Genomic DNA, 18088 nt, shown 5'->3' with positions numbered 1-18088 from the left:
GGGAAGTTACTGGCCGGTAAGCTTCCTGGAAACACGTGTCCGTATGCTGGCAGCCATCGTCGTCTGTGGGAGGACCCCGTGCTCTGGGTAGCGATCATCGGGCTGGTCATGACCGTCCTGGCGGTGGCCGTCGCCGGCCGCAGGGTGTTGTTCCTGTTCAGGCTGGCGACCTCCGGGCCACCCGCGCCCGAACGCGTCGAGTACGCCAAGGAGCACGCCGCCGACGAGCTCAAGGCCCAGCTCGTCGAGGTCTTCGGCCAGAAGAAGCTGCTGAAGTGGACGCCTTCGGGCATCGCCCACTTCTTCGTCATGTGGGCGTTCTTCATCCTGCTGACCGTCTACATCGAGGCGTACGGCGCGATCGTCCAGGGCGCGATCACCGGTGAGCCCGACTTCCACATCCCGCTCATCGGCACCTGGGGCGTGCTCGGCTTCCTCCAGGACTTCATCGCCGTCGCGTGTCTGCTCGGCCTGGTCGCCTTCGCGATCATCCGGGTCAAGAACTCGCCCAAGACGCTGGGCCGCAAGTCGCGTTTCTCCGGCTCGCACCTCGGCGGCGCCTGGCTCGTCCTGTTCATGATCTTCAACATCATCTGGACGCTGTTCCTGGCCCGCGGCGCCTCCGCGGCCAACGGCAACTTCCCCTACTCCTCCGGCGCGTTCGTCTCGCTGGCGCTCGGCGACGCGCTGCCGGCCAGCCCGCTGCTGGAGGAGATCGCGCTGCTCCTGCACATCGGCTTCATGCTGGTGTTCTTGGTCATCGTGGTGAACTCCAAGCACCTGCACATCTTCACCGCGCCGCTCAACGTGCTGTTCTCCCGGCGTCCCAACGGGCTCGGCGCCGCGTCCGAGCTGCGCGTCGACGGCAAGCTCGTCGACTTCGAGGACGAGGAGCTCGACGCCGAGCGCCTGGGCCGCGGCAAGATCGGCGACACCACCTGGAAGGGCTTCCTCGACTTCTACTCCTGCACCGAGTGCGGCCGCTGCCAGTCGCAGTGTCCGGCCTGGAACACCGACAAGCCGCTCTCGCCGAAGATGCTCATCCTCGACCAGCGCGACCACGCCTTCAAGGTGGCCCCGTACCTGATGGCCGCCAGCACCGAGCACGCCGACACCGACGTGCTCGCGCTGCTGGAGAAGCCGCTCGTCGGCGAGGACGGCGTCATCCACCCCGACGTGCTGTGGTCGTGCACCAACTGCGGCGCCTGCGTCGAGCAGTGCCCGGTGGACATCGAGCACATCGACCACATCCTCGACATGCGCCGCTACCAGGTCATGGTGGAGTCGTCGTTCCCGTCCGAGGCGGGGGTGATGGTGAAGAACCTGGAGAACAAGGGCAACCCGTGGGGCATGTCCGAGATGAAGCGGGCCGACTGGATCGAGGAGCTCGACTTCGAGGTCGAGCTGGTCGAGGAGAAGATGCCCGAGGACGCCGAGTACCTGTTCTGGGTGGGCTGCGCGGGCGCCCTGGAGGACCGCGCCAAGAAGACCACCAAGGCGGTCGCCGAGCTGCTGCACATCGCGGGCGTGAAGTTCGCGGTGCTCGGCCCGATGGAGGCGTGCACCGGTGACCCGGCCCGCCGCCTGGGCATGGAGTACCTGTTCAACATGCTCGCCCAGCAGAACATCGAGACGCTGAACGAGGCCGGCGTCAAGAAGATCGTCGCGACCTGCCCCCACTGCTTCAACACCCTGGCCAACGAATACCCGCAGCTCGGCGGCACCTACGAGGTCGTGCACCACACGCAGCTGCTGTCGAAGCTGGTGGACGAGGGCCTGCTCACCCCGGTCACGCCGATCGAGGAGAAGATCACCTACCACGACCCGTGCTTCCTCGGCCGCCACAACAAGGTCTACTCCCAGCCCCGCGACATCATGTCGAAGGTGCCCGGCGTGCAGACCCAGGAGATGCACCGCCACAAGGACCGCGGCTTCTGCTGCGGCGCGGGCGGCGCGCGCATGTGGATGGAGGAGCGCATCGGCAAGCGCATCAACACCGAGCGGGTCGACGAGGCGCTCACCACGAATCCCGACACCGTCTCGACCGCGTGCCCGTTCTGCATGGTGATGCTCGGCGACGCGATCAACGAGAAGAAGAACAACGGCGAGGCCAAGGAATCGCTGGAAGTCGTGGACGTCGCACAGCTGTTGATCAAATCGGTCAAGGGCGCTTCCTGACCACGGAAAGTCGGACTCCTCTACAGGCTCTGTAGAGGAGTTCCGCACGTCACGGGCCTCCTCGCTGGAAATCTCCCATCCACATAACGGGAAAATCACGGTAACCTCAACGTCGCATGGCCTTATTCGACGGGGAGGGGGCTAGTGATGCGCGTCGTGGTCACGGACGCCGAAGTCACCCTGGCCGACGTGCTCTCCCTGCGACTCGCCATCGATGAGCCCCTGCGTGACGGCACCGAGCTCGTGCTGCGCCATCGCGCCACGGGGGTCGAGCGCGACGTGCGCCTGGGCCGCACGGGAAGCCGGACGCGGGAGGCCACGCTGGCCGTCTCGCTGGCGCCGCTGGAGCTCACCGCCGGCCGCTGGGACGCCTACCTGCGGCACGAGGGCAGCCGCAGCAGGCTGCGCAGCGTCGACCCGGGGTTCTCGCTCGACCACCTCGACGCGTACGCGCTGTGCCGGCGGACGCTGGCCTACCGGTCGTACCGGACGCGGAACGGGTTTCTGGCCCTGAAGATAGCCGACGCCGCGCCGGTGGCCGAGGTGCGGGCGATCTGGTTCAGGGAGGGCCGGTTCGAGGTGACGGGGCTGCTGGCGTACACCGGGCTGGAGGACGACGACGCGCGCCGCGAGGCCACGCTCACCCTCGACCGCAGGCCGACCAGGGAACGGGTGTCGGCCAACGCCACCGTCCAGGGGGTGCGCTTCCACGCGGCGGTGTCGCTGGTGAACGTGGTCGAGGCCGACCCCGACGCGGCCGGCACCTGGGAGCCCGCGCTGGAGGTCGAGGGCGTGCCCACGCCGCTGCGGCTGGGCGCCTGGCTCGACGACGTCGACGGCAAACGAAGACGGCTGCACTATCCGTCGGCCGAGATCGACGGCGTGCCCGTCCGGCCCTGCTACACCGCCGACGACGAGCTGCGCATCGAGGTGGGCGGATGAAGGTCAGCCTGGTGCTCGCCTCGGCGTACGGCATGCGCGGCGACGTGCGCGCGACGCTCAACCTGGCCACCGCCCTGTCCGAGCGGCACGAGGTCGAGGTCATCAGCGTCCGGCGGCAGAAGGAGAAGCCGTTCTTCCCCATCGGCTCCAAGGTGGCCATGCGCAGCCTGGTCGACGCCCGTCCGGGGGTGCGCCACCTGCTGCCGCGCGGCCAGATGCGCACCGAGATGGCCCTCTGGCGGCTGCTGCGCGGGCTCAGGTCCGACGTGCTGATCACCACCAGGCCGGGCATCGGCGTCCAGGTGGCGCGGCATGCTCCACGTGAAACCCTCAAGATCGCCAGAGAGTGGGGGCGGCCCGCCGTCCCCGGGCCGGTGCAGCGGCTCTACCCGCGCCTCGACGCGGTCGTGACGGCCACGGAGTCGGCCCAGGAGGAATGGGGCAGGCTGCTCGGCGACGGGTCCGCCGTCCACTCCGTGCCGGACGCGCTGCCGGGCGGCCCGTGGCCGCGCTCGCGGATGGACAACCGGATCGTGGCGGCCGGGGGCCGGTGGGTGTCGGTCAAGGCGTACGACCGGCTGATCAGGGCGTTCGCGATCGTGGCGGACAAGCGTCCCGACTGGCGGTTGCGGCTCTACGGCGGCGGCCCCGAGGAGCGCCGGCTGCGGTCGCTGGTGAACGAGCTCAACCTGCACAACCACGTCTACTTCATGGGCGTCACGCCCGACCTGGCGGGGGAGTTCGCCAAGGCGTCGATCGTGGCCAACCCCTCCCGCAGCGAAGACCTGGGCATGACCGTGCTGGAGGCCATGGGGTGCGGGGTGCCGGTGGTGGCCTTCGAGGGCGCCAGGGGCCCCAGGGAGTTCGTGGCGACCGGCTACAACGGCGTGCTGGTGCCCGAGAGCGAGAGCGAGGCGCAGCACTTCGCGGGCGCGCTGCTCGCGCTCATCGACGACGAGCGCCGCCGGCGCTCGCTCGCGGCCGGCGCCCTCGACACCGCCGTCCGCCATTCGGCCGAGGAAGTCGCCGAACAGTGGGAGAAGCTGCTGTCAGATCTCCGCTAGCTCATACGGGTTACGGGTACCGTAGAAGCATGCATGGGTACAGCGGAGACAAGCAGGCATATCTGACGCGCCTCCGGCGAATCGAGGGCCAGATCAGGGGCCTGCAGCGCATGGTCGACGACGATGCCTACTGCATCGACGTGCTCACCCAGGTCTCCGCGGCCACGCGGGCCCTTCAGGCCGTGGCGCTCGGGCTGCTGGAGGAGCACATCTCCCACTGCGTCGCCGACGCGATCAACACGGGCGGCCCGGAGGCCGAGGCGAAGGTGAAGGAGGCGTCGGCCGCCATCGCCCGCCTGGTCAAGTCGTAGGGGGTCGCCTCCTCCATACGTAGGAGAGGCACACCCTCGATTGACTAGTTACCTGTAATAGCCGGGAACCACTGTCCCGGACCCCACAGGAGCCCGGGACAGGTAATTTTCGATGGTCTTCAGCGACTCGCCGAAGTCCGCAATCCGAGCGCGTCGTCGAGTTCGTCCAAGGTCAGCCGCCGCTCGCTGACAGCCACGGCAGTGAGCACCTCGGCGTAGAGCGCAATCTCGTCCAACGCGACACGGTCGTGGACCCGAGAGTCCAGGTCGTCGTGCCCCACCGCGTCGTCCTTCCTTCCGCAGCCCACACCCTCTACGAGGTTACGGCGAGGGCCCTTCCGGCGACATGGCCCATCGGAGTCATTCCTTTCGGCGTCACGGGGGCCCCACAGGGATCATTTCCCGAAGTCGAGATCACAATTCAGCGAATTGCCCGGTGGCTGAAGTGATAGCGGGATATAGGCGGAGTAAGGGGGAAATAACGGTAATAGTGCGTTACGGGTGACCGATGTGGTGGTCGTCGCGTTCGTGGATCAGCTCACGGACCAGCGCGCTCTGGCCGGCCAGGCCGTGCTGCGGCACCTTGGCCCCGGTCAGCCGGCCCCACGCCAGGCACGTGGCGTACGCGGCGCCCAGCACGGCCGCCTTGCTCTCCCGGTCGGGCGGCGTCACCACCGCCGCCGCCTGCGGCACGGGCGCACCGCCCGGACGCACGGCGAAGCCCTCCGGTTCGGTGCGCTCGGCCGCCGACGTGCCCGTCAGCCCGGCACGCTCCAACTCCACGTACGCCCGCCGCAACCGGTGGTTCAGCCGCTCGGGCAACATCCTCCTGGAGTCCGACAGGTCGGCCAGGTACGCCGCCGCCGCCCCGGACGCGTCCTGCACGAAGCCCAGCGCCTCGACCAGGTCGTACACCGAGTGGGCGAAGTACGCGTCGGGATCGGTCTCCGGCAGCAGGGCCAGCGCCAGCCGCGGCGGGCAGCGGTCGAGCCAGGCCCGGCGCACGGCGTCGTCGCCCCGCGCGGCCGTGGCGTCGTCGCGGCCGGGCCGGCGCAGCACCGGCTCCACCATCGTGAGCAGCGCCAGCGCCCGCGGCCTGAACCGGATGTCCGACAGCAGCGCCTGGGCGGTGTCGGCGATCAGCGCGGCCAGCCGGAGCGCGGCCCGGGGACGGCCGGCGCGGGTGCGCTCGGACACCAGCGTGACCAGGTCGAGCAGCGGCGGCGCGGGCAGCCAGCGCACCCATTCGTCGCCGGGCAGCGAGCGGCGCAGGTACTCGCCGAACAGGGTGATCAGGCGCTCGTTGCCGTCGAAGGCCGGCGCGTACGCGCACCACATGATCGTCCCCCAGACGGCGGCGACCGTGCTCGGCACGTCGGCGGCGAAGATCTCCCCGAAGGCGGTCAGCGGGTAGTCCAGCTCCGACTTGCGCCCGGCGCCGCGGACCATCTCCGCGATCTGCCCGGTCACCACCGGCAGCACGTCGGGGCCGATGAACGCCTGGGTCGAGCCCGGCTCGGCGGCGAAGTCGGGCCCGGTGGGCACCACCTGGTCCGGCAGCGCGGCCGTGGCGTGCCCCACCTTGCGCGCCCGTTCGCCCCTGGGCGGCGGCGCGGGGTGCCAGCGGCCGTCGCCGGGGTCGTGCAGGTGCCAGCGCGCGTACGCGCCGTAGAGCCAGCGGTCGCCGTCCTGGGTCACCAGGACCCTGGCCGCCAGGACGTGCGCGCGGTCGGGCACGGACAGGCCCTGCCAGCGCGGGTCCGCGACCATCGCGCGGACCTCCGCCTCTGCCGAGGTGAACGCATCCCAGGGGCGCACGGCCGTCATCGTACTGGGCCGCCCGACGTCACCCGTCGGCATTTCACGGCAGAATGTCCGCTATGAGGGCAAAGGTGGCAGGGGTGTTGGCAGTGGCGGGTGTGGTGAGCGGCTGCGGGACCGCCGCGGCGCCGCCCACTCCCACGGGTCCCGGCGTGCTCACCGTCCAGAACGCCCAGGCGCCCACGCCGGGCGGCGAGGTCGGATCGGCCTCCAGCGAGTTCGCCGACGCCGCGGAGCTGGCCGTGTGGAGCAAGCTGAGCGACACCGAGAAGGACGTCGACAGGATCGCCAAGCTCGACGTGAACAAGACCGCCAAGGGCGCCCTCTACCTGGAGCCGAAGACCTCCACCTGGTACGACGGCTTCCGCGGCCCCTTCGTCTACCAGGAGCTGGCCGGGGACATCGTCATGCACGCCCGGGTCAAGGTCACCGGCAAGAAGGGCGGCAGGCCGGCGCGCAAGTTCTCGCTCGGCGGGCTCATGGCCCGCCAGCCCGGCACGTACGCCAAGCCCGTGTGGATGTCCGTCACCACCGGCACCGCCGACGCGGCCGGGCAGGTCGAGGCCAAGTTCACCCAGGACGGCAGCTCCAAGCCGCTGGAGGTGGCGGTCAAGGACGGCTGGGTGGACCTCGTCCTGGCCAGGCTGGGCCGGGTCGCCGTCGCGCTCTACAAGGAGGACGGCGGCGCCTGGAAGGTCGCCAGACGCTGGCCCTCGAACCTCCCCGAGGTGCTGCAATGGGGTGTCACCGCCTACACCGACTGGGACAGCTACGGCGCGCTGAAGAAGGACGCCGCCAAGGCCAACGCCAAGCAGATCAAGGGTGTGCCCGACCTCAAGCTGACCGTCGACTTCGTCCGCTTCCTCCGCCCCGAGCTGCCGGAGTACGCCGACCCGCTCAACACCGCCTCGGTGTCGGACCAGGTCCTGATCAAACTGCTGACGCCTGCCGGTGCCTGACCGCCTTGGCCATGTAGTTGTCCGGCGTGCGGGCGAAGGAGGCCCGGTCGTCGTCGGTGAGCTCGCGCACGATCTTGCCCGGCACACCGGCGACCAGCACCCCGGACGGGATCTTCTTGCCCGGCCCGACCAGCGCTCCCGCGGCGACCAGCGTGCCCGCGCCCACCCGGGCGCCGCCGAGCACGATCGCGCCGATGCCGACCAGCGCGCCGGTCTCGACGTACGCGCCGTGGACCATGGCCTTGTGGCCCAGGCTGACCCGGTCCTCCAGGATCGCGGGCTGGCCGGCGTCGGCGTGCAGGCAGCACAGATCCTGTACGTTGCACTCCTCGCCGATCTCGATCCGCTCGTCGTCCCCTCGGAGAACGGAGCCGTACCAGATGCTGGACATCCGGCCCACCCGCACACTTCCGACCACGACGGCGCCGGGCGCGATGTACGCCTCCGGGTGGAGGTCCGGCACTGCCCCGTCGTCCAACGCTGCTATGTACATTCGTCCAATCGTAATTCCCGCCCCAGGTGTGGCGTTCCGGTTGCGGACGTGGGCAGATGGCAGGAAAGTCGTTTCCTGACGTCTCGTCGTCAGACCCTCACAACCCGCAGTTTTCCCCCGCCTCACGCAAACCCTTAGGTAACCCCCATGACAAACCAGCACGAGAGCATTCCCGATCTGATGCAAGAGGACACCTTCGAAGTCGTGATGCGCGGCTACAACCGCCGTCAGGTGCACGACTACATGATCCGTACCCGGAACCAGGTCCGGGATCTGGAAGAGCGGCTGGCGCGGGCGATCGACCAGGCGGAGCAGGGCCGGGTCGAGCTGGCGGAGGCCAGGCGGCGGATGGTCGAGGCGCCCCAGAGCTACGAGGACCTCAGCCCGCGGCTCGCGCAGATCCTCAAGCTGGGCGAGGAGGAGGCCGCGGCCAAGCGCGCCGACGCGGAGGCCGAGGCGACCGCCGTGCGGGAGAGCGCCAGGGCCGAGGCCGAGCGGCTGGTGACGACGTCGCGCGAGACGTCCGACAAGATGCTGACCTCGGCGCAGGCGGAGGCCGAGCGGCGGGTGGCCGAGGCCACGCAGGCGGCCGAGCGCATGCTGGCCCAGGCGGGCGCGGACGCCGAGGAGCAGCTCGGGTCGGCCCGCAGCGAGGCCGAGAGCCTGCTGCGCGACGCGCACGCCGAGGCCGAGCGGGTGCTCGGCGGGGCGCAGGCCGAGGCGGAGCGCATGATGGCGGCCGCCCACGCGCAGGCCGAGCAGCTGGTGGCGGGGGCGCACGCGGAGGCCGAGTCGATGCTGGCGGCGGCGCGTCAGCGCACGGCCTCGCTCGACGAGCACGCCGGGCGCCGGGTGGAGTACCTGACCAACACCCACACCGAGGTCGTGCGGCGGCTGACCGAGATCGGCTCGGTGCTCGGCGACCTGATGCGCACCGAGGCGGCGGCCGGGCAGCTCGTGCCGGAGTCGGCGCTGCCGCCCGCGCCGGTCGCCGCCCAGCAGCCGGTGGCCGCTCAGCAGCCGGTGGCCGTCCCGGCGCCCGCGCCGGAGCCCGCCATCGAGGCCGCGCCGGCCCCGCAGCAGTCCGCGCAGGACGACGTGCGGGTCATCGTCGAGGAGGACGAGGAGAAGCCGAAGGAGAGCGTCTCCGACGACACCGACGTGCACATCCTGCGGCTGGGCGAGTACCACACCTAGAGGGTGAAGGGGCGGGGAGCGGAAGCCCCCGCCCCCGATAGGGTCGGAGACTTCCGCGTTCGTGGCCCCGTTGGGGGCCCGGTGCCGGGGCCGCCGAGACGCTGGACCCGGCACCGGGCTGCTCGCGTGCGAGCCGCGGAACGCTCCACGGCCCGCGTCAGGGAGGAGCGGGGCCGGCCCACCAGCGGGGCTGCCGGCCGGTCCGTTCCTCCTGGTCCCGGAGCTGGTCGCGCAGGTCGTCCGGGTCGTCCGCGTCGATGGTCATCGCACATCCGGCCGCGCGCTGCGCCGCGTCGAGCGGATGGTGCCGCGTGGCCCACCAGCGGCCCGCGTCGCTCCGCCAGATGGTCCACCTGGGGTACTCCCGGGCGATCTCGGCAAGATGCCGGTCAACGGACATCCGCGCACCTCTCCCGGGCCCCAGGCGAAGGTTCCATCTCCTGAACGGTTCCATCTCCTTAGAAGATGAGGGACCTCTCTAGAGAAATCAATGATCGTGATGGACAGGTCAACCTATCGCTTGACAGATCGGGTTGAACTAGGCGTCGAAGTCGTACTGGAGTACGTATGCCGCCGAGTCCAGAACCATCTCGTTGAGCTCGACGGGTCTGCCGCCCGCCGTGTACGCGGTGCGGGCGATGACGATGACGGGGGTTCCGCCGGGCAGGTCGAGCAGCCCGGTCTCGCGGGGGCCGGGCATGCGGGCCCGTACCTCCTCGGTGAAGTGGGCCGGGGGCAGGCCCAGGTCGCCGAGCCTGGCGTAGACGCCGCCCGGCCCGGTGTCGGCCAGGGTGATGGCGCTGCCCTGGACCAGGCGGGCGGGGAAGGAGGAGGTCGCCAGTTGCACGGGCCGGCCGTCCACGGAGTAGCGGCGCCGACGCACCCATACCTCGCCGCTCTCCAGGACGCCCGCCACCTCCTCCGATGCGCGCTCCAGCACCACCTCCACCTGGTCCACGGTGAAGGGACGGCCCCGGGTGTCGGCGTCCCAGATGGCACGCCCCTGACCCCACTGCTCTCGTGACAGGCGGCGCGAGCCGTGTCTGCGGATGGGTTTGAACAGGCGCACGTAGACCCCCGAACCTCGTTTGGGCACCGCCAGCCCTTCGTTGATCAGTACGGCAAGCGCCTGCCTGGCGGTGGCGCGTGCGATTGCGTAGTCGGCCATGAGCGCGTTCTCGCCCGGTAGGCGGTCCCCGTCGCGCAGTTCGCCGGACAGGATCCGGGCGCGGAGGCCGTCGGCGATGCGGCGATAAATAGGGGGCTCGTGGGGTACCGGGGATTCAGACACGTTTCGATCACCCTCTGTCACCAACCAGGTTGTGGCGTCTCCAGAGAACTTGCCCCGTCTTGTCCACGATCGCACAGATACAGAGGTTGGTCCCGAGCTTCTTTTGAGCTGATCGTGCCTGTGTGATGAATGCGAGGAGGTTTATGCAGACCGTTATCGTGGAACGGTCCCGGCCGCTATTCGCGGGGCCCACCAGCGGCGAGTAACCGACGCGGCGAGCACCGCGCCCGCGGTGTTCATGATCACGTCGTCCACGGAGGAGAACCGGCCCAGGCGCAGGGCGTACTGGAGGAGCTCGACCGTGACCGAAAAGGCCGCCGCGACGGCCGCAACCCGGCCGTAGGAGGCCATCGCGGCGGTCCGTACGGGCAGCAGGGCGCCCAGCGCGGCGAACACCAGCAGATTGCCTCCGACCTGCACCGTCACCGTCTCCCACGAGGCTCCGGCGAGATCGGCGAGGTCCATGAACGGGACGAGGCCGACCCCGGACCGGCCGGTGGACGGCGTGAGGATCATCCAGATCCACGGCGCGGTCCCCACCACGACGCCGACGTCGGCGAGCGAGGTGCGCAGCGGCGCCGGATGCCCGGCGCGGGCCCGGCGGCGGGCGAGGAGGATGATCGCCAGGAAGGCCACTGGAAGCGCAAGAACCCCAGCAATGATGATATTTCCCCACAATTCCCATGTGCGCGCCATTTGGTCATCATCCCGGGCCGCCGAGGGGTACCGGAAGATGTCTGTATGGACAGGTCCGCCGGGGCCCGGCTGAGGCGTGGCTCAGTGTCACCGGCGCCACCGAGGGCTGACGGGCCCGCGCGGTTCCCGCCCCCGCCGGACTGTTGTCTGACCGTCGCCCGACGATCTATACCGGGAGTGAGGCTAGAGGAGGCTGCTGTGCTGACCCATTTCATCGGCGGGCTGCCGGTGGCGGCGGGCAATGCGTTCCCGGTCCACGACCCGGTGACGGGCGGGGTGATCAGGCAGGTGCACGAGGCCGATCCGGAGGTGGTCGACCGGGCGGTGCGCGCGGCCAGGGAGGCGGCGCGCGACTGGGCGGGGCTGCCGGTGGCCGAGCGGGCCGGATGGCTGCGCCGCCTCGCCGAGGGCATCGAGGTCCGCTTCGACGACCTGGTCACGGCCGAGATCGCCGACACCGGCAAGCCGCTCGGCCAGACCCGCACGCTCGACGTGCCGCGCGGCATCGCGAACTTCCGCGCGTTCGCCGAGATCGCCTCCCAGCGCCCCGACGACGCCTTCCACCTCGCCGGCGTGCTCAGCTACACCGTGCGCAGGCCGCTCGGCGTGGTCGCGGTGATCGTGCCGTGGAACCTGCCGTTCCTGCTCATGACGTGGAAGCTGGCCCCCGCCCTCGTCGCCGGCAACACCGTGGTCGTCAAGCCGTCGGAGCACACGCCCGGCTCGGCCGCGGTCTTCGCCGAGATCTGCGCCGAGGCCGGCCTGCCCCCGGGCGTGGTCAACATCATCTTCGGGCACGGCCCGGCGGGCCAGCTCCTCGTCGAGCACCCGGGCGTGGACGGCGTGACGTTCACCGGCTCGACCGCGACCGGGACGCAGATCATGAAGACCGCCGCCGACCGGGTCAAGCCGATCTCGTTCGAGCTGGGCGGCAAGAACGCCGGCCTGGTCTTCGAGGACTGCGACCTGGGCCGGGCCGTCGAGGGCACGGTGAAGTCGGTCTTCACCAACGGCGGCCAGGTGTGCCTGTGCACCGAGCGGCTCTACGTCGAGCGGCCGATCTTCGAGGACTTCTGCGGCCTCCTGGCCTCTCGCGCCCAGGAGGTCGAGCCGCAGCCGATGATCTCGGCCGGGCATCGGGAGAAGGTGCTGTCCTACTACGCCCTGGCCCGCTCGGAGGGGGCCAAGGTGCTCACGGGGGGCGGCGTCCCGACGTTCGGCGACCACCGCGATTCCGGATATTTCGTGGAACCAACGGTAATGACAGGGTTGTCGGAGTGGTCCCGCTTCAATCGAGAGGAGATCTTCGGTCCCGTGTGCCACGTGGCTCCGTTCGACAGCGAGGCCGAGGCGATCGACCTGGCCAACAGCAGCGAGTACGGCCTGGCCGCCACCCTCTGGACCGCCAACCTCGACCGCGCCCACCGCGTGGCCCAGCGCCTGGAGGCGGGGCTGGTCTGGGTCAACACCTGGTACCTGCGCGACCTGCGCACCCCGTTCGGCGGCGTGAAGCTGTCGGGCATCGGCAGGGAGGGTGGCACGCAGTCGCTCGACTTCTACTCCGAGCCCACCACGATCACCATCAAACTGGAGCAACCCGATGCATGACGAATGGTCCCTGGCCGTCGACACCCGGGGGCAGGCCGCCGAGCGGCTCGTCGAGGCCGCGCGTACCGGCAAGCCCTGCGCGCCGCTCAGGGATCTCATCACCACGGTCACCGACGCCTACGCGGTGCAGGACATCAACACCCGGCGGGCGCTGGCGGAGGGCCGGCGGCCGGTCGGCCGGAAGATCGGCGCCACCAACCCGGTGCTGCAGCGGAAGTTCGGCATCGACCAGCCCGACCACGGCATGCTCTTCGCCGACATGGCCGAGCTCGACGGCCGGCCCATCAGGGTGCAGCGGTTCCTGCAGCCGCGCGCCGAGGCCGAGGTCGCGCTCGTGTTCGGCAAGGACCTGACCGAGGGACCGTTCACGCTGGTGGACGTGATCAGGGCGGTGGAGTTCGCGCTGCCCGCCATCGAGATCGCCGACTCGCGCATCGCCGACTGGGACATCACGATCACCGACACGGTCGCCGACAACGCCTCCTCCGGCGCGTACGTGCTGGGCGCCACGCCGAAGCGGCTGACCGACCTCGACCTCGGCGCGGCGGCGATGACGATGACCCGCGACGGCGAGGAGGTCTCGGCCGGGTCCGGAGCCGCGTGCATGGGCAACCCGCTGAACGCCGCACTCTGGCTGGCCGGCGCGCTGGCCGCCACCGGCCACCCGCTGCGCGCCGGGGACGTCGTCCTGACCGGCGCGCTCGGCCCGGTCGTGCCGGTCGAGGCGGGGAACGTGTTCGAGGCCAGGATCGAGGGGCTCGGCTCGGTGCGGGCGGTGTTCGGCACGTGAGCCGCGAGGCCATCCGCGTCCCCGGCAAGGCCGTGCCCCGGGGACGGTTCCCGCACGTCAAGCGGGCGGGCGACTTCCTGTACGTCTCCGGCACCAGCTCCCGCAGGCCCGACGGCACCTTCGCGGGCGCCCGCGCCGACCGCTTCGGCGTCACCGACCTGGACATCCGCGCCCAGACGCGGGCGGTCATCGAGAACGTCGGCGACCTGCTCATGGCCGCCGGAGGCTCGCTCGCCGATCTCGTACAGATCACCACGTACCTGGTAAACATGAACGACTTCAAGGGCTACAACGAGGTGTACGCCGAATTCTTCGACGAGGAGGGTCCGACCAGGACCACGGTGGCGGTGCACCAGCTCCCGCACCCGCACCTGCTCATCGAGATGCAGGCCGTCGCCTACCATCCACAGGAGCGACCATGATTCCCCCCATTGACTTCACCAAGTGGATCGACGAGCACGCCCACCTGCTCAAGCCACCGGTCGGCAACAAGGTGGTCTTCGAGGGGGCCGGCGACTTCATCGTGATGGTGGTCGGCGGGCCCAACTCCAGGACCGACTTCCACGTCGATCCGTACGAGGAGCTGTTCTACCAGGTGCGCGGCAACATGCACGTCAACGTGGTGACCGAGAACGGCCCCGAGACCGTGCACGTCCGGGAGGGGCAGATGTGGCTGCTGCCGGCGCGCATGCCGCACTCGCCGCAGCGCCCGGAGGCCGGGTCCGTCGGGCTGGTGGTGGAGCGCATCCGGCCCGAGGGCGAGCTGGAGAAGTTCCAGTGGTACTGCGCGGAGTGCGGCGCCAAGGTCCACGAGGTCGAGCTCCAGGTGCGCGACATCGTCAAGGACCTGCCGCCGGTCTTCGAGGCGTTCTACGGCGACGAGAAGGCCCGCACGTGTGACCGGTGCGGCGCGCTGCACCCCGGCAAGGGCTAGCTGGCCACCGACGCCCGCGCGGCGCGCGTGCCCGGGGCGTCGGGCGAGGGCTGAAGGGGGCTCCCATGCGCGTTGCCGTGCTGGGGCTGGTCGCGCTGATGGTCGCCGGCTGCGGCGGCTCGGTGCCCCTCGCCGCGGAGGACGAGCCCGTACGGGTCGGCGCGATCATCTCGCAGACCGGCGTGTACGCCACCCTCGGCGACGACATGGAGACCGCCATGCGGCTCTACCTGGACGACCACCACGGCCTGCTCGGCGGCCGGCCGGCCCGGCTGGTCGTGGCCGACGACGCCAGCAGCCCGGAGATCGGCGCGGAGCAGGCCAGGAAGCTGATCGACGGCGGGGCCGACGTGCTCACCGGCCTGCTCGCCTCGCCGGTCGCCGTCTCGGTGGTCAAGGAGGCGGCCGGCACCCCGGTGGTGATCGCGAACGCGGGCGCCGACCAGCTCGGCGGGCCCGGCGTCTTCCGGGTGTCCTACACCAACCGCGCCCACGGCTACGCGGCCGGCCGGTACGCCGCCGAGCACTACGCCGGCCAGGACGTGGTGCTCATGGCCTCCGACTACTCCGCGGGCACCGAGACCCTGACCGGCTTCGCCGAGGGATACGGCGCCGGGCCGCTCAGGCGCATCCTGACGCCGTTCGGCGGGCAGGCCGACCTGGAGCCGTACCTGGCGCGCATACCGCGCGAGGCGCGGCTTCTGTACGCCTTCTACGCGGGCGGGGAGGCGGTCGCGTTCGTCAAGGCGTTCAAGCGGTTCGGCTACGATGCCAGGATCAAGCTGCTGGCCTGCCAGAACCTGGCCGACGAGGACGTCCTGCGCGCGGTCGGCCGGGACGCCGAGGGCATGGTCAGCGTCGGGCTCTGGTCGCCCGCGCTGCAGAACCCGGCCAACGCCGCGTTCGTGGCGGGGTGGCGGGCGCGCACCGGGCGCAACCCGTCCGCGGTCGCGCTGCAGAGCTGGGACGCGATGCGGCTGATCGACCGGGCGGCGGCCGCCGGCGGCGACCTGACGAGGGCGCTGGCCGGGGTGGGGAAGCTGGACGGCCCGCGGGGATCGCTCAGCCTGGACGCGGCCCACAATCCGGTGCAGAACTGGTACGTCCGCGAGTACCAGAATGGTGTAAACCGGATAATTGCCACCATCTCACCCCCGTAAGGAGCACAACCGGTGCTGGACCGCGACGCCTGCCTCGCCCTCGACGCCGACGATCCGCTGCGGCCGTTCAAGGACGAGTTCGTCCTGCCCGAAGGGGTCGTCTACCTCGTGGGCAACTCGCTCGGCGCGATGCCGCGCCGCGCCGCGGAACGGGTGCGCCGCACGGTCGAGGACGAGTGGGGCGGCCGGCTGGTCGGCGGCTGGAACGCGGCCGGCTGGTACGACCAGCCGCTGACCGCCGGCGACCGGCTCGCGCCGCTGATCGGGGCCGGCCCCGGCCAGGTCGTCGTGGGCAACACCACCACGATCGCCGCCTACCAGGCGCTGGCCGCCGCCGTACGGCTGCGCCCCGGCCGCAAGGTGATCGTCTCCGACCCGCGGAACTTCCCCACCGACCACTACATCGCCCAGGGCCTGGCCCGGCTGCTCGGCGACTACGAGGTGCGCGACTACGCCGAGGGCCGGTTCGACGACGCGGCCGTCGTGCTGCTGTCGGAGGTGGACTACCGCACCGGCGCCCGGCGGCCCGTGCCCTCGGTGACCGCCCAGGTCCAGGCGGCCGGGGCGCTCATGGTCTGGGACGTGTGCCACAGCGTGGGCGCCATGGAGGTGGACGTGTCGCAGGCCGACTTCGCGGTCGGGTGCACGTACAAGTACCTCAACGCCGGACCCGGCGCGCCCGCCTTCCTCTACGTCAACCCGCGCCACCACGCCACCGCCGAGAACGTGCTGTCCGGCTGGCACGGCCACGCCGAGCCGTTCGCCTTCGAGACCGGCTACCGCCCGGCCGAGGGCATCCGGCGCTTCGCGGTCAGCACGCCGCACGTGGTGTCCTTCGCCGCGCTGGAGGCGGCGCTGGACATCTGGGAGCGGGTGCCGATGGCGCAGGTGCGGGCCAAGAGCGTCGCCCTGACCTCGCTCTTCGTCGACCTGGTCGGCGACGCGCTCAAGCTGGTCTCGCCCGCCGAGCCGGACTCTCGCGGCAGCCAGGTCTGCTTCCACCACCCGGACGGCTACCCGGTCATGCGGGCCCTCATCGACCGGGGGGTGCACGGCGACTTCCGCGCGCCGGACGTCCTGAGGTTCGGCTTCGCGCCGCTCTACATCGGCTACGCCGACGTCCACGACGCGGCCACCACGCTGCTGGAGGTGCTGGACAAGGAGCTGTGGCGGGACGAGCGGTACGCCCGGCGGCTCGCGGTCACCTGATCGGGCGAGTCCCCTCCCTCCTGAGAGCGAGCCGGAAGATCGCCGTCGTCGGCGATCCGCCGCCAGGGGGTCCCTGGCCAGGATTGTCCCATCGAAAGCCGATGTGACCTGGAGAGATCCCCATGAAGCGCACCCGTCTCGCCGTCGCCGTCCTGGCCCTGTCCGCCCTGACCGTGAGCGTTCCCGCCCTCGCCCATGCGGAGGTGGGCGCCCACAGCGCCGCCGCCGTCCAGGTGCCGCCGATCAACGAGACCGCGCTGCGCAAGAGCATCGCCGGGCTGCCCGCGGCCGACGCCACCGCGGCCGAGGTCAGGGTCAGCGGCTCGGCCGGCTCCTGGCACGGCGTCTCCGGCGTGACCGATCTGCGCGGGAAGCACCCGGCCAGGGAGGGGGCCAGGTTCCGGGCGGGCAGCGTGACCAAGGTGCTCACCACGGCGGTCGTGCTCCAGCTCGTGGCCGAGGGCAAGGTCTCCCTCGACCGCACGGTCCAGGACTACCTGCCGGGGCTGCTGCCCGCCGACTATCCGCCGGTCAAGCTGGCCCAGGTGCTCAACCACACCAGCGGGCTGCCCGCGCCGAAGTCGGAGGGCGGCTTCGAGCGGGTCTACGCCGACCGCTTCAAGACGATCACCCCGCGGGAGTACGTCCGCCAGGCCGTGCTCAACCCGATCGAGTTCACCCCCGGGACCAAGCAGCACTACCTCAACATCAACACCTTCGTCGAGGGCCTGGTGATCGAGAAGGTCACCGGCAGGTCGTACGAGCAGGAGGTCGGCGCCCGGATCCTGCGCCCGGCGGGCATGAACCAGAGCTACTTCCCCGGCGCGTCCGTCAAGATCCACGGCCGGCACAACCAGGGCTACCAGGTCGTCCCCAAGGGCTTCCCCGACTCCTTCACCTACGGCGGCGCGTACGTCGTGGACGTCACCGAGATGGAGGTCACCTCCACCTGGGCCTCGGGCGACCTCATCTCCACCGCCGCCGACCTGGAGAAGTTCACCAAGGCGCTGTTCGGCGGCCGGCTCGTGCCCGCCGAGCAGCTGAAGCCGATGTTCACCGTGCCGAAGGTGACCATGTACGGCACCGAGGATGAGCCGGCCCACTACACCTCGGGCCTGACCGAGCTGGTGCTGCCCGGCGGCATCGTCGCGTACGGCAAGACCGGCGCCCGCTACGGCAGCTCCACCGGCATCGGCGCCACCCAGGACCTGAGCCGCGTCGTGGTCTACTCGCTCAACTCCACCGACGCCAAGGCCCAGGGCCAGAACGAACGCGGCCTCGGCGTCGCACTGGCGGCCTTCGCCGAATAGCGGCGGGCTGCGCCGGACAGATCAGGGACCTCGCGGTGGCTTTCGTCACAGAGGTCCCTTATCGCCTTTCCTGGCGTGTTTCGGCAAACTGATCCAGATATCATGGCCGGTGCCCACAAGGCACT

The 18088-nt window shown here is 70.7% G+C and carries 19 protein-coding genes; 13 read left to right on the top strand and 6 right to left on the bottom strand.

Annotation, left to right across the window (positions count from 1 at the left end; all coding sequences use genetic code 11):
• Positions 1-78 precede the first annotated feature (78 nt).
• The 4 genes from AB0J46_RS17590 (at position 79) to AB0J46_RS17575 (ending at position 4495) form a co-directional block, all read left to right on the top strand.
• Complete coding sequence (locus AB0J46_RS17590; RefSeq protein ID WP_364332590.1) at positions 79-2178, top strand: (Fe-S)-binding protein; 2100 nt, start codon at positions 79-81, stop codon at positions 2176-2178.
• A gap of 147 nt (positions 2179-2325) precedes the next feature.
• Entirely contained in the window at positions 2326-3120 is a 795-nt protein-coding gene (locus AB0J46_RS17585; protein WP_364332587.1) for a hypothetical protein, read from the top strand.
• Positions 3117-4184, top strand: a complete 1068-nt coding sequence (locus AB0J46_RS17580) for a glycosyltransferase (RefSeq protein ID WP_357975264.1) — start codon at positions 3117-3119, stop codon at positions 4182-4184. The genes AB0J46_RS17585 and AB0J46_RS17580 overlap by 4 nt, the downstream gene beginning before the upstream one ends.
• Before the next feature lie 29 nt (positions 4185-4213).
• The gene (locus AB0J46_RS17575; RefSeq protein ID WP_352327377.1) at positions 4214-4495 is read left to right on the top strand and encodes a metal-sensitive transcriptional regulator; all 282 of its coding nucleotides are present in this window, start codon (positions 4214-4216) and stop codon (positions 4493-4495) included.
• 119 nt (positions 4496-4614) lie between these two features.
• Here the strand turns inward: AB0J46_RS17575 and AB0J46_RS17570 are convergent, their stop codons facing one another.
• The gene (locus AB0J46_RS17570) at positions 4615-4776 is read right to left on the bottom strand and encodes a hypothetical protein (RefSeq protein WP_020540796.1); all 162 of its coding nucleotides are present in this window, start codon (positions 4774-4776) and stop codon (positions 4615-4617) included.
• 214 nt (positions 4777-4990) lie between these two features.
• Positions 4991-6322, bottom strand: a complete 1332-nt coding sequence (locus AB0J46_RS17565) for a hypothetical protein (protein WP_364333460.1) — start codon at positions 6320-6322, stop codon at positions 4991-4993.
• A 74-nt stretch (positions 6323-6396) separates the two neighbouring features.
• Here AB0J46_RS17565 and AB0J46_RS17560 point away from each other — a divergent pair, with 74 nt between their 5' ends.
• Complete coding sequence (locus tag AB0J46_RS17560; RefSeq protein ID WP_364332584.1) at positions 6397-7275, top strand: hypothetical protein; 879 nt, start codon at positions 6397-6399, stop codon at positions 7273-7275.
• Here AB0J46_RS17560 and AB0J46_RS17555 read toward each other — a convergent pair.
• Entirely contained in the window at positions 7247-7768 is a 522-nt protein-coding gene (locus tag AB0J46_RS17555) for a gamma carbonic anhydrase family protein (protein ID WP_364332581.1), read from the bottom strand. The two genes, AB0J46_RS17560 and AB0J46_RS17555, sit on opposite strands and share 29 nt — an antisense overlap.
• 147 nt (positions 7769-7915) lie before the next feature.
• Here AB0J46_RS17555 and AB0J46_RS17550 point away from each other — a divergent pair, with 147 nt between their 5' ends.
• Positions 7916-8965: a hypothetical protein gene (locus AB0J46_RS17550; protein ID WP_364332578.1), complete on the top strand. Its 1050-nt coding sequence runs from the start codon at positions 7916-7918 to the stop codon at positions 8963-8965.
• A 157-nt stretch (positions 8966-9122) separates the two neighbouring features.
• Here the strand turns inward: AB0J46_RS17550 and AB0J46_RS17545 are convergent, their stop codons facing one another.
• From AB0J46_RS17545 to AB0J46_RS17535, 3 genes are all read right to left on the bottom strand, one after another.
• Positions 9123-9365 carry a hypothetical protein gene (locus AB0J46_RS17545; protein WP_364332575.1) on the bottom strand — a complete coding sequence of 81 codons (243 nt, stop codon included), beginning with the start codon at positions 9363-9365 and terminating at the stop codon, positions 9123-9125.
• 138 nt (positions 9366-9503) lie between these two features.
• Positions 9504-10256, bottom strand: a complete 753-nt coding sequence (locus AB0J46_RS17540) for a GntR family transcriptional regulator (protein WP_364332572.1) — start codon at positions 10254-10256, stop codon at positions 9504-9506.
• Positions 10257-10409: 153 nt separating this feature from the next.
• The gene (locus AB0J46_RS17535) at positions 10410-10892 is read right to left on the bottom strand and encodes a VanZ family protein (RefSeq protein ID WP_364332569.1); all 483 of its coding nucleotides are present in this window, start codon (positions 10890-10892) and stop codon (positions 10410-10412) included.
• Positions 10893-11150: 258 nt separating this feature from the next.
• Here AB0J46_RS17535 and AB0J46_RS17530 point away from each other — a divergent pair, with 258 nt between their 5' ends.
• The 7 genes from AB0J46_RS17530 to AB0J46_RS17500 all read left to right on the top strand — a co-directional run bounded on the left by AB0J46_RS17530 (position 11151) and on the right by AB0J46_RS17500 (position 17963).
• Positions 11151-12560, top strand: coding sequence for an aldehyde dehydrogenase family protein (locus tag AB0J46_RS17530; RefSeq protein ID WP_364332566.1), 1410 nt, complete (start codon positions 11151-11153; stop codon positions 12558-12560).
• On the top strand, positions 12553-13350 hold the full coding sequence (locus AB0J46_RS17525) for a fumarylacetoacetate hydrolase family protein (RefSeq protein ID WP_364332563.1): 798 nt from the start codon (positions 12553-12555) through the stop codon (positions 13348-13350). The genes AB0J46_RS17530 and AB0J46_RS17525 overlap by 8 nt, the downstream gene beginning before the upstream one ends.
• Positions 13347-13772 carry a RidA family protein gene (locus AB0J46_RS17520; protein WP_352358645.1) on the top strand — a complete coding sequence of 142 codons (426 nt, stop codon included), beginning with the start codon at positions 13347-13349 and terminating at the stop codon, positions 13770-13772. The genes AB0J46_RS17525 and AB0J46_RS17520 overlap by 4 nt, the downstream gene beginning before the upstream one ends.
• Positions 13769-14284, top strand: coding sequence for a 3-hydroxyanthranilate 3,4-dioxygenase (locus tag AB0J46_RS17515; protein ID WP_352322979.1), 516 nt, complete (start codon positions 13769-13771; stop codon positions 14282-14284). The genes AB0J46_RS17520 and AB0J46_RS17515 overlap by 4 nt, the downstream gene beginning before the upstream one ends.
• Before the next feature lie 65 nt (positions 14285-14349).
• Positions 14350-15444 carry an ABC transporter substrate-binding protein gene (locus tag AB0J46_RS17510; RefSeq protein ID WP_364332558.1) on the top strand — a complete coding sequence of 365 codons (1095 nt, stop codon included), beginning with the start codon at positions 14350-14352 and terminating at the stop codon, positions 15442-15444.
• A gap of 12 nt (positions 15445-15456) precedes the next feature.
• Complete coding sequence (kynU, locus tag AB0J46_RS17505) at positions 15457-16653, top strand: kynureninase (protein ID WP_364332555.1); 1197 nt, start codon at positions 15457-15459, stop codon at positions 16651-16653.
• 122 nt (positions 16654-16775) lie between these two features.
• Positions 16776-17963 (top strand): serine hydrolase domain-containing protein, encoded by a 1188-nt coding sequence (locus AB0J46_RS17500; protein ID WP_364332552.1) that lies wholly within the window; start codon positions 16776-16778, stop codon positions 17961-17963.
• The last annotated feature ends 125 nt before the right edge of the window (positions 17964-18088 follow it).

It is taken from the genome of Nonomuraea sp. NPDC049758 (genome assembly GCF_040674635.1).
In the GTDB taxonomy this organism is placed as follows: Bacteria; Actinomycetota; Actinomycetes; order Streptosporangiales; family Streptosporangiaceae; genus Nonomuraea.
Note: the sequence above shows the minus strand (reverse complement) of the source record. Positions and strands in the feature narration are given on the sequence as shown.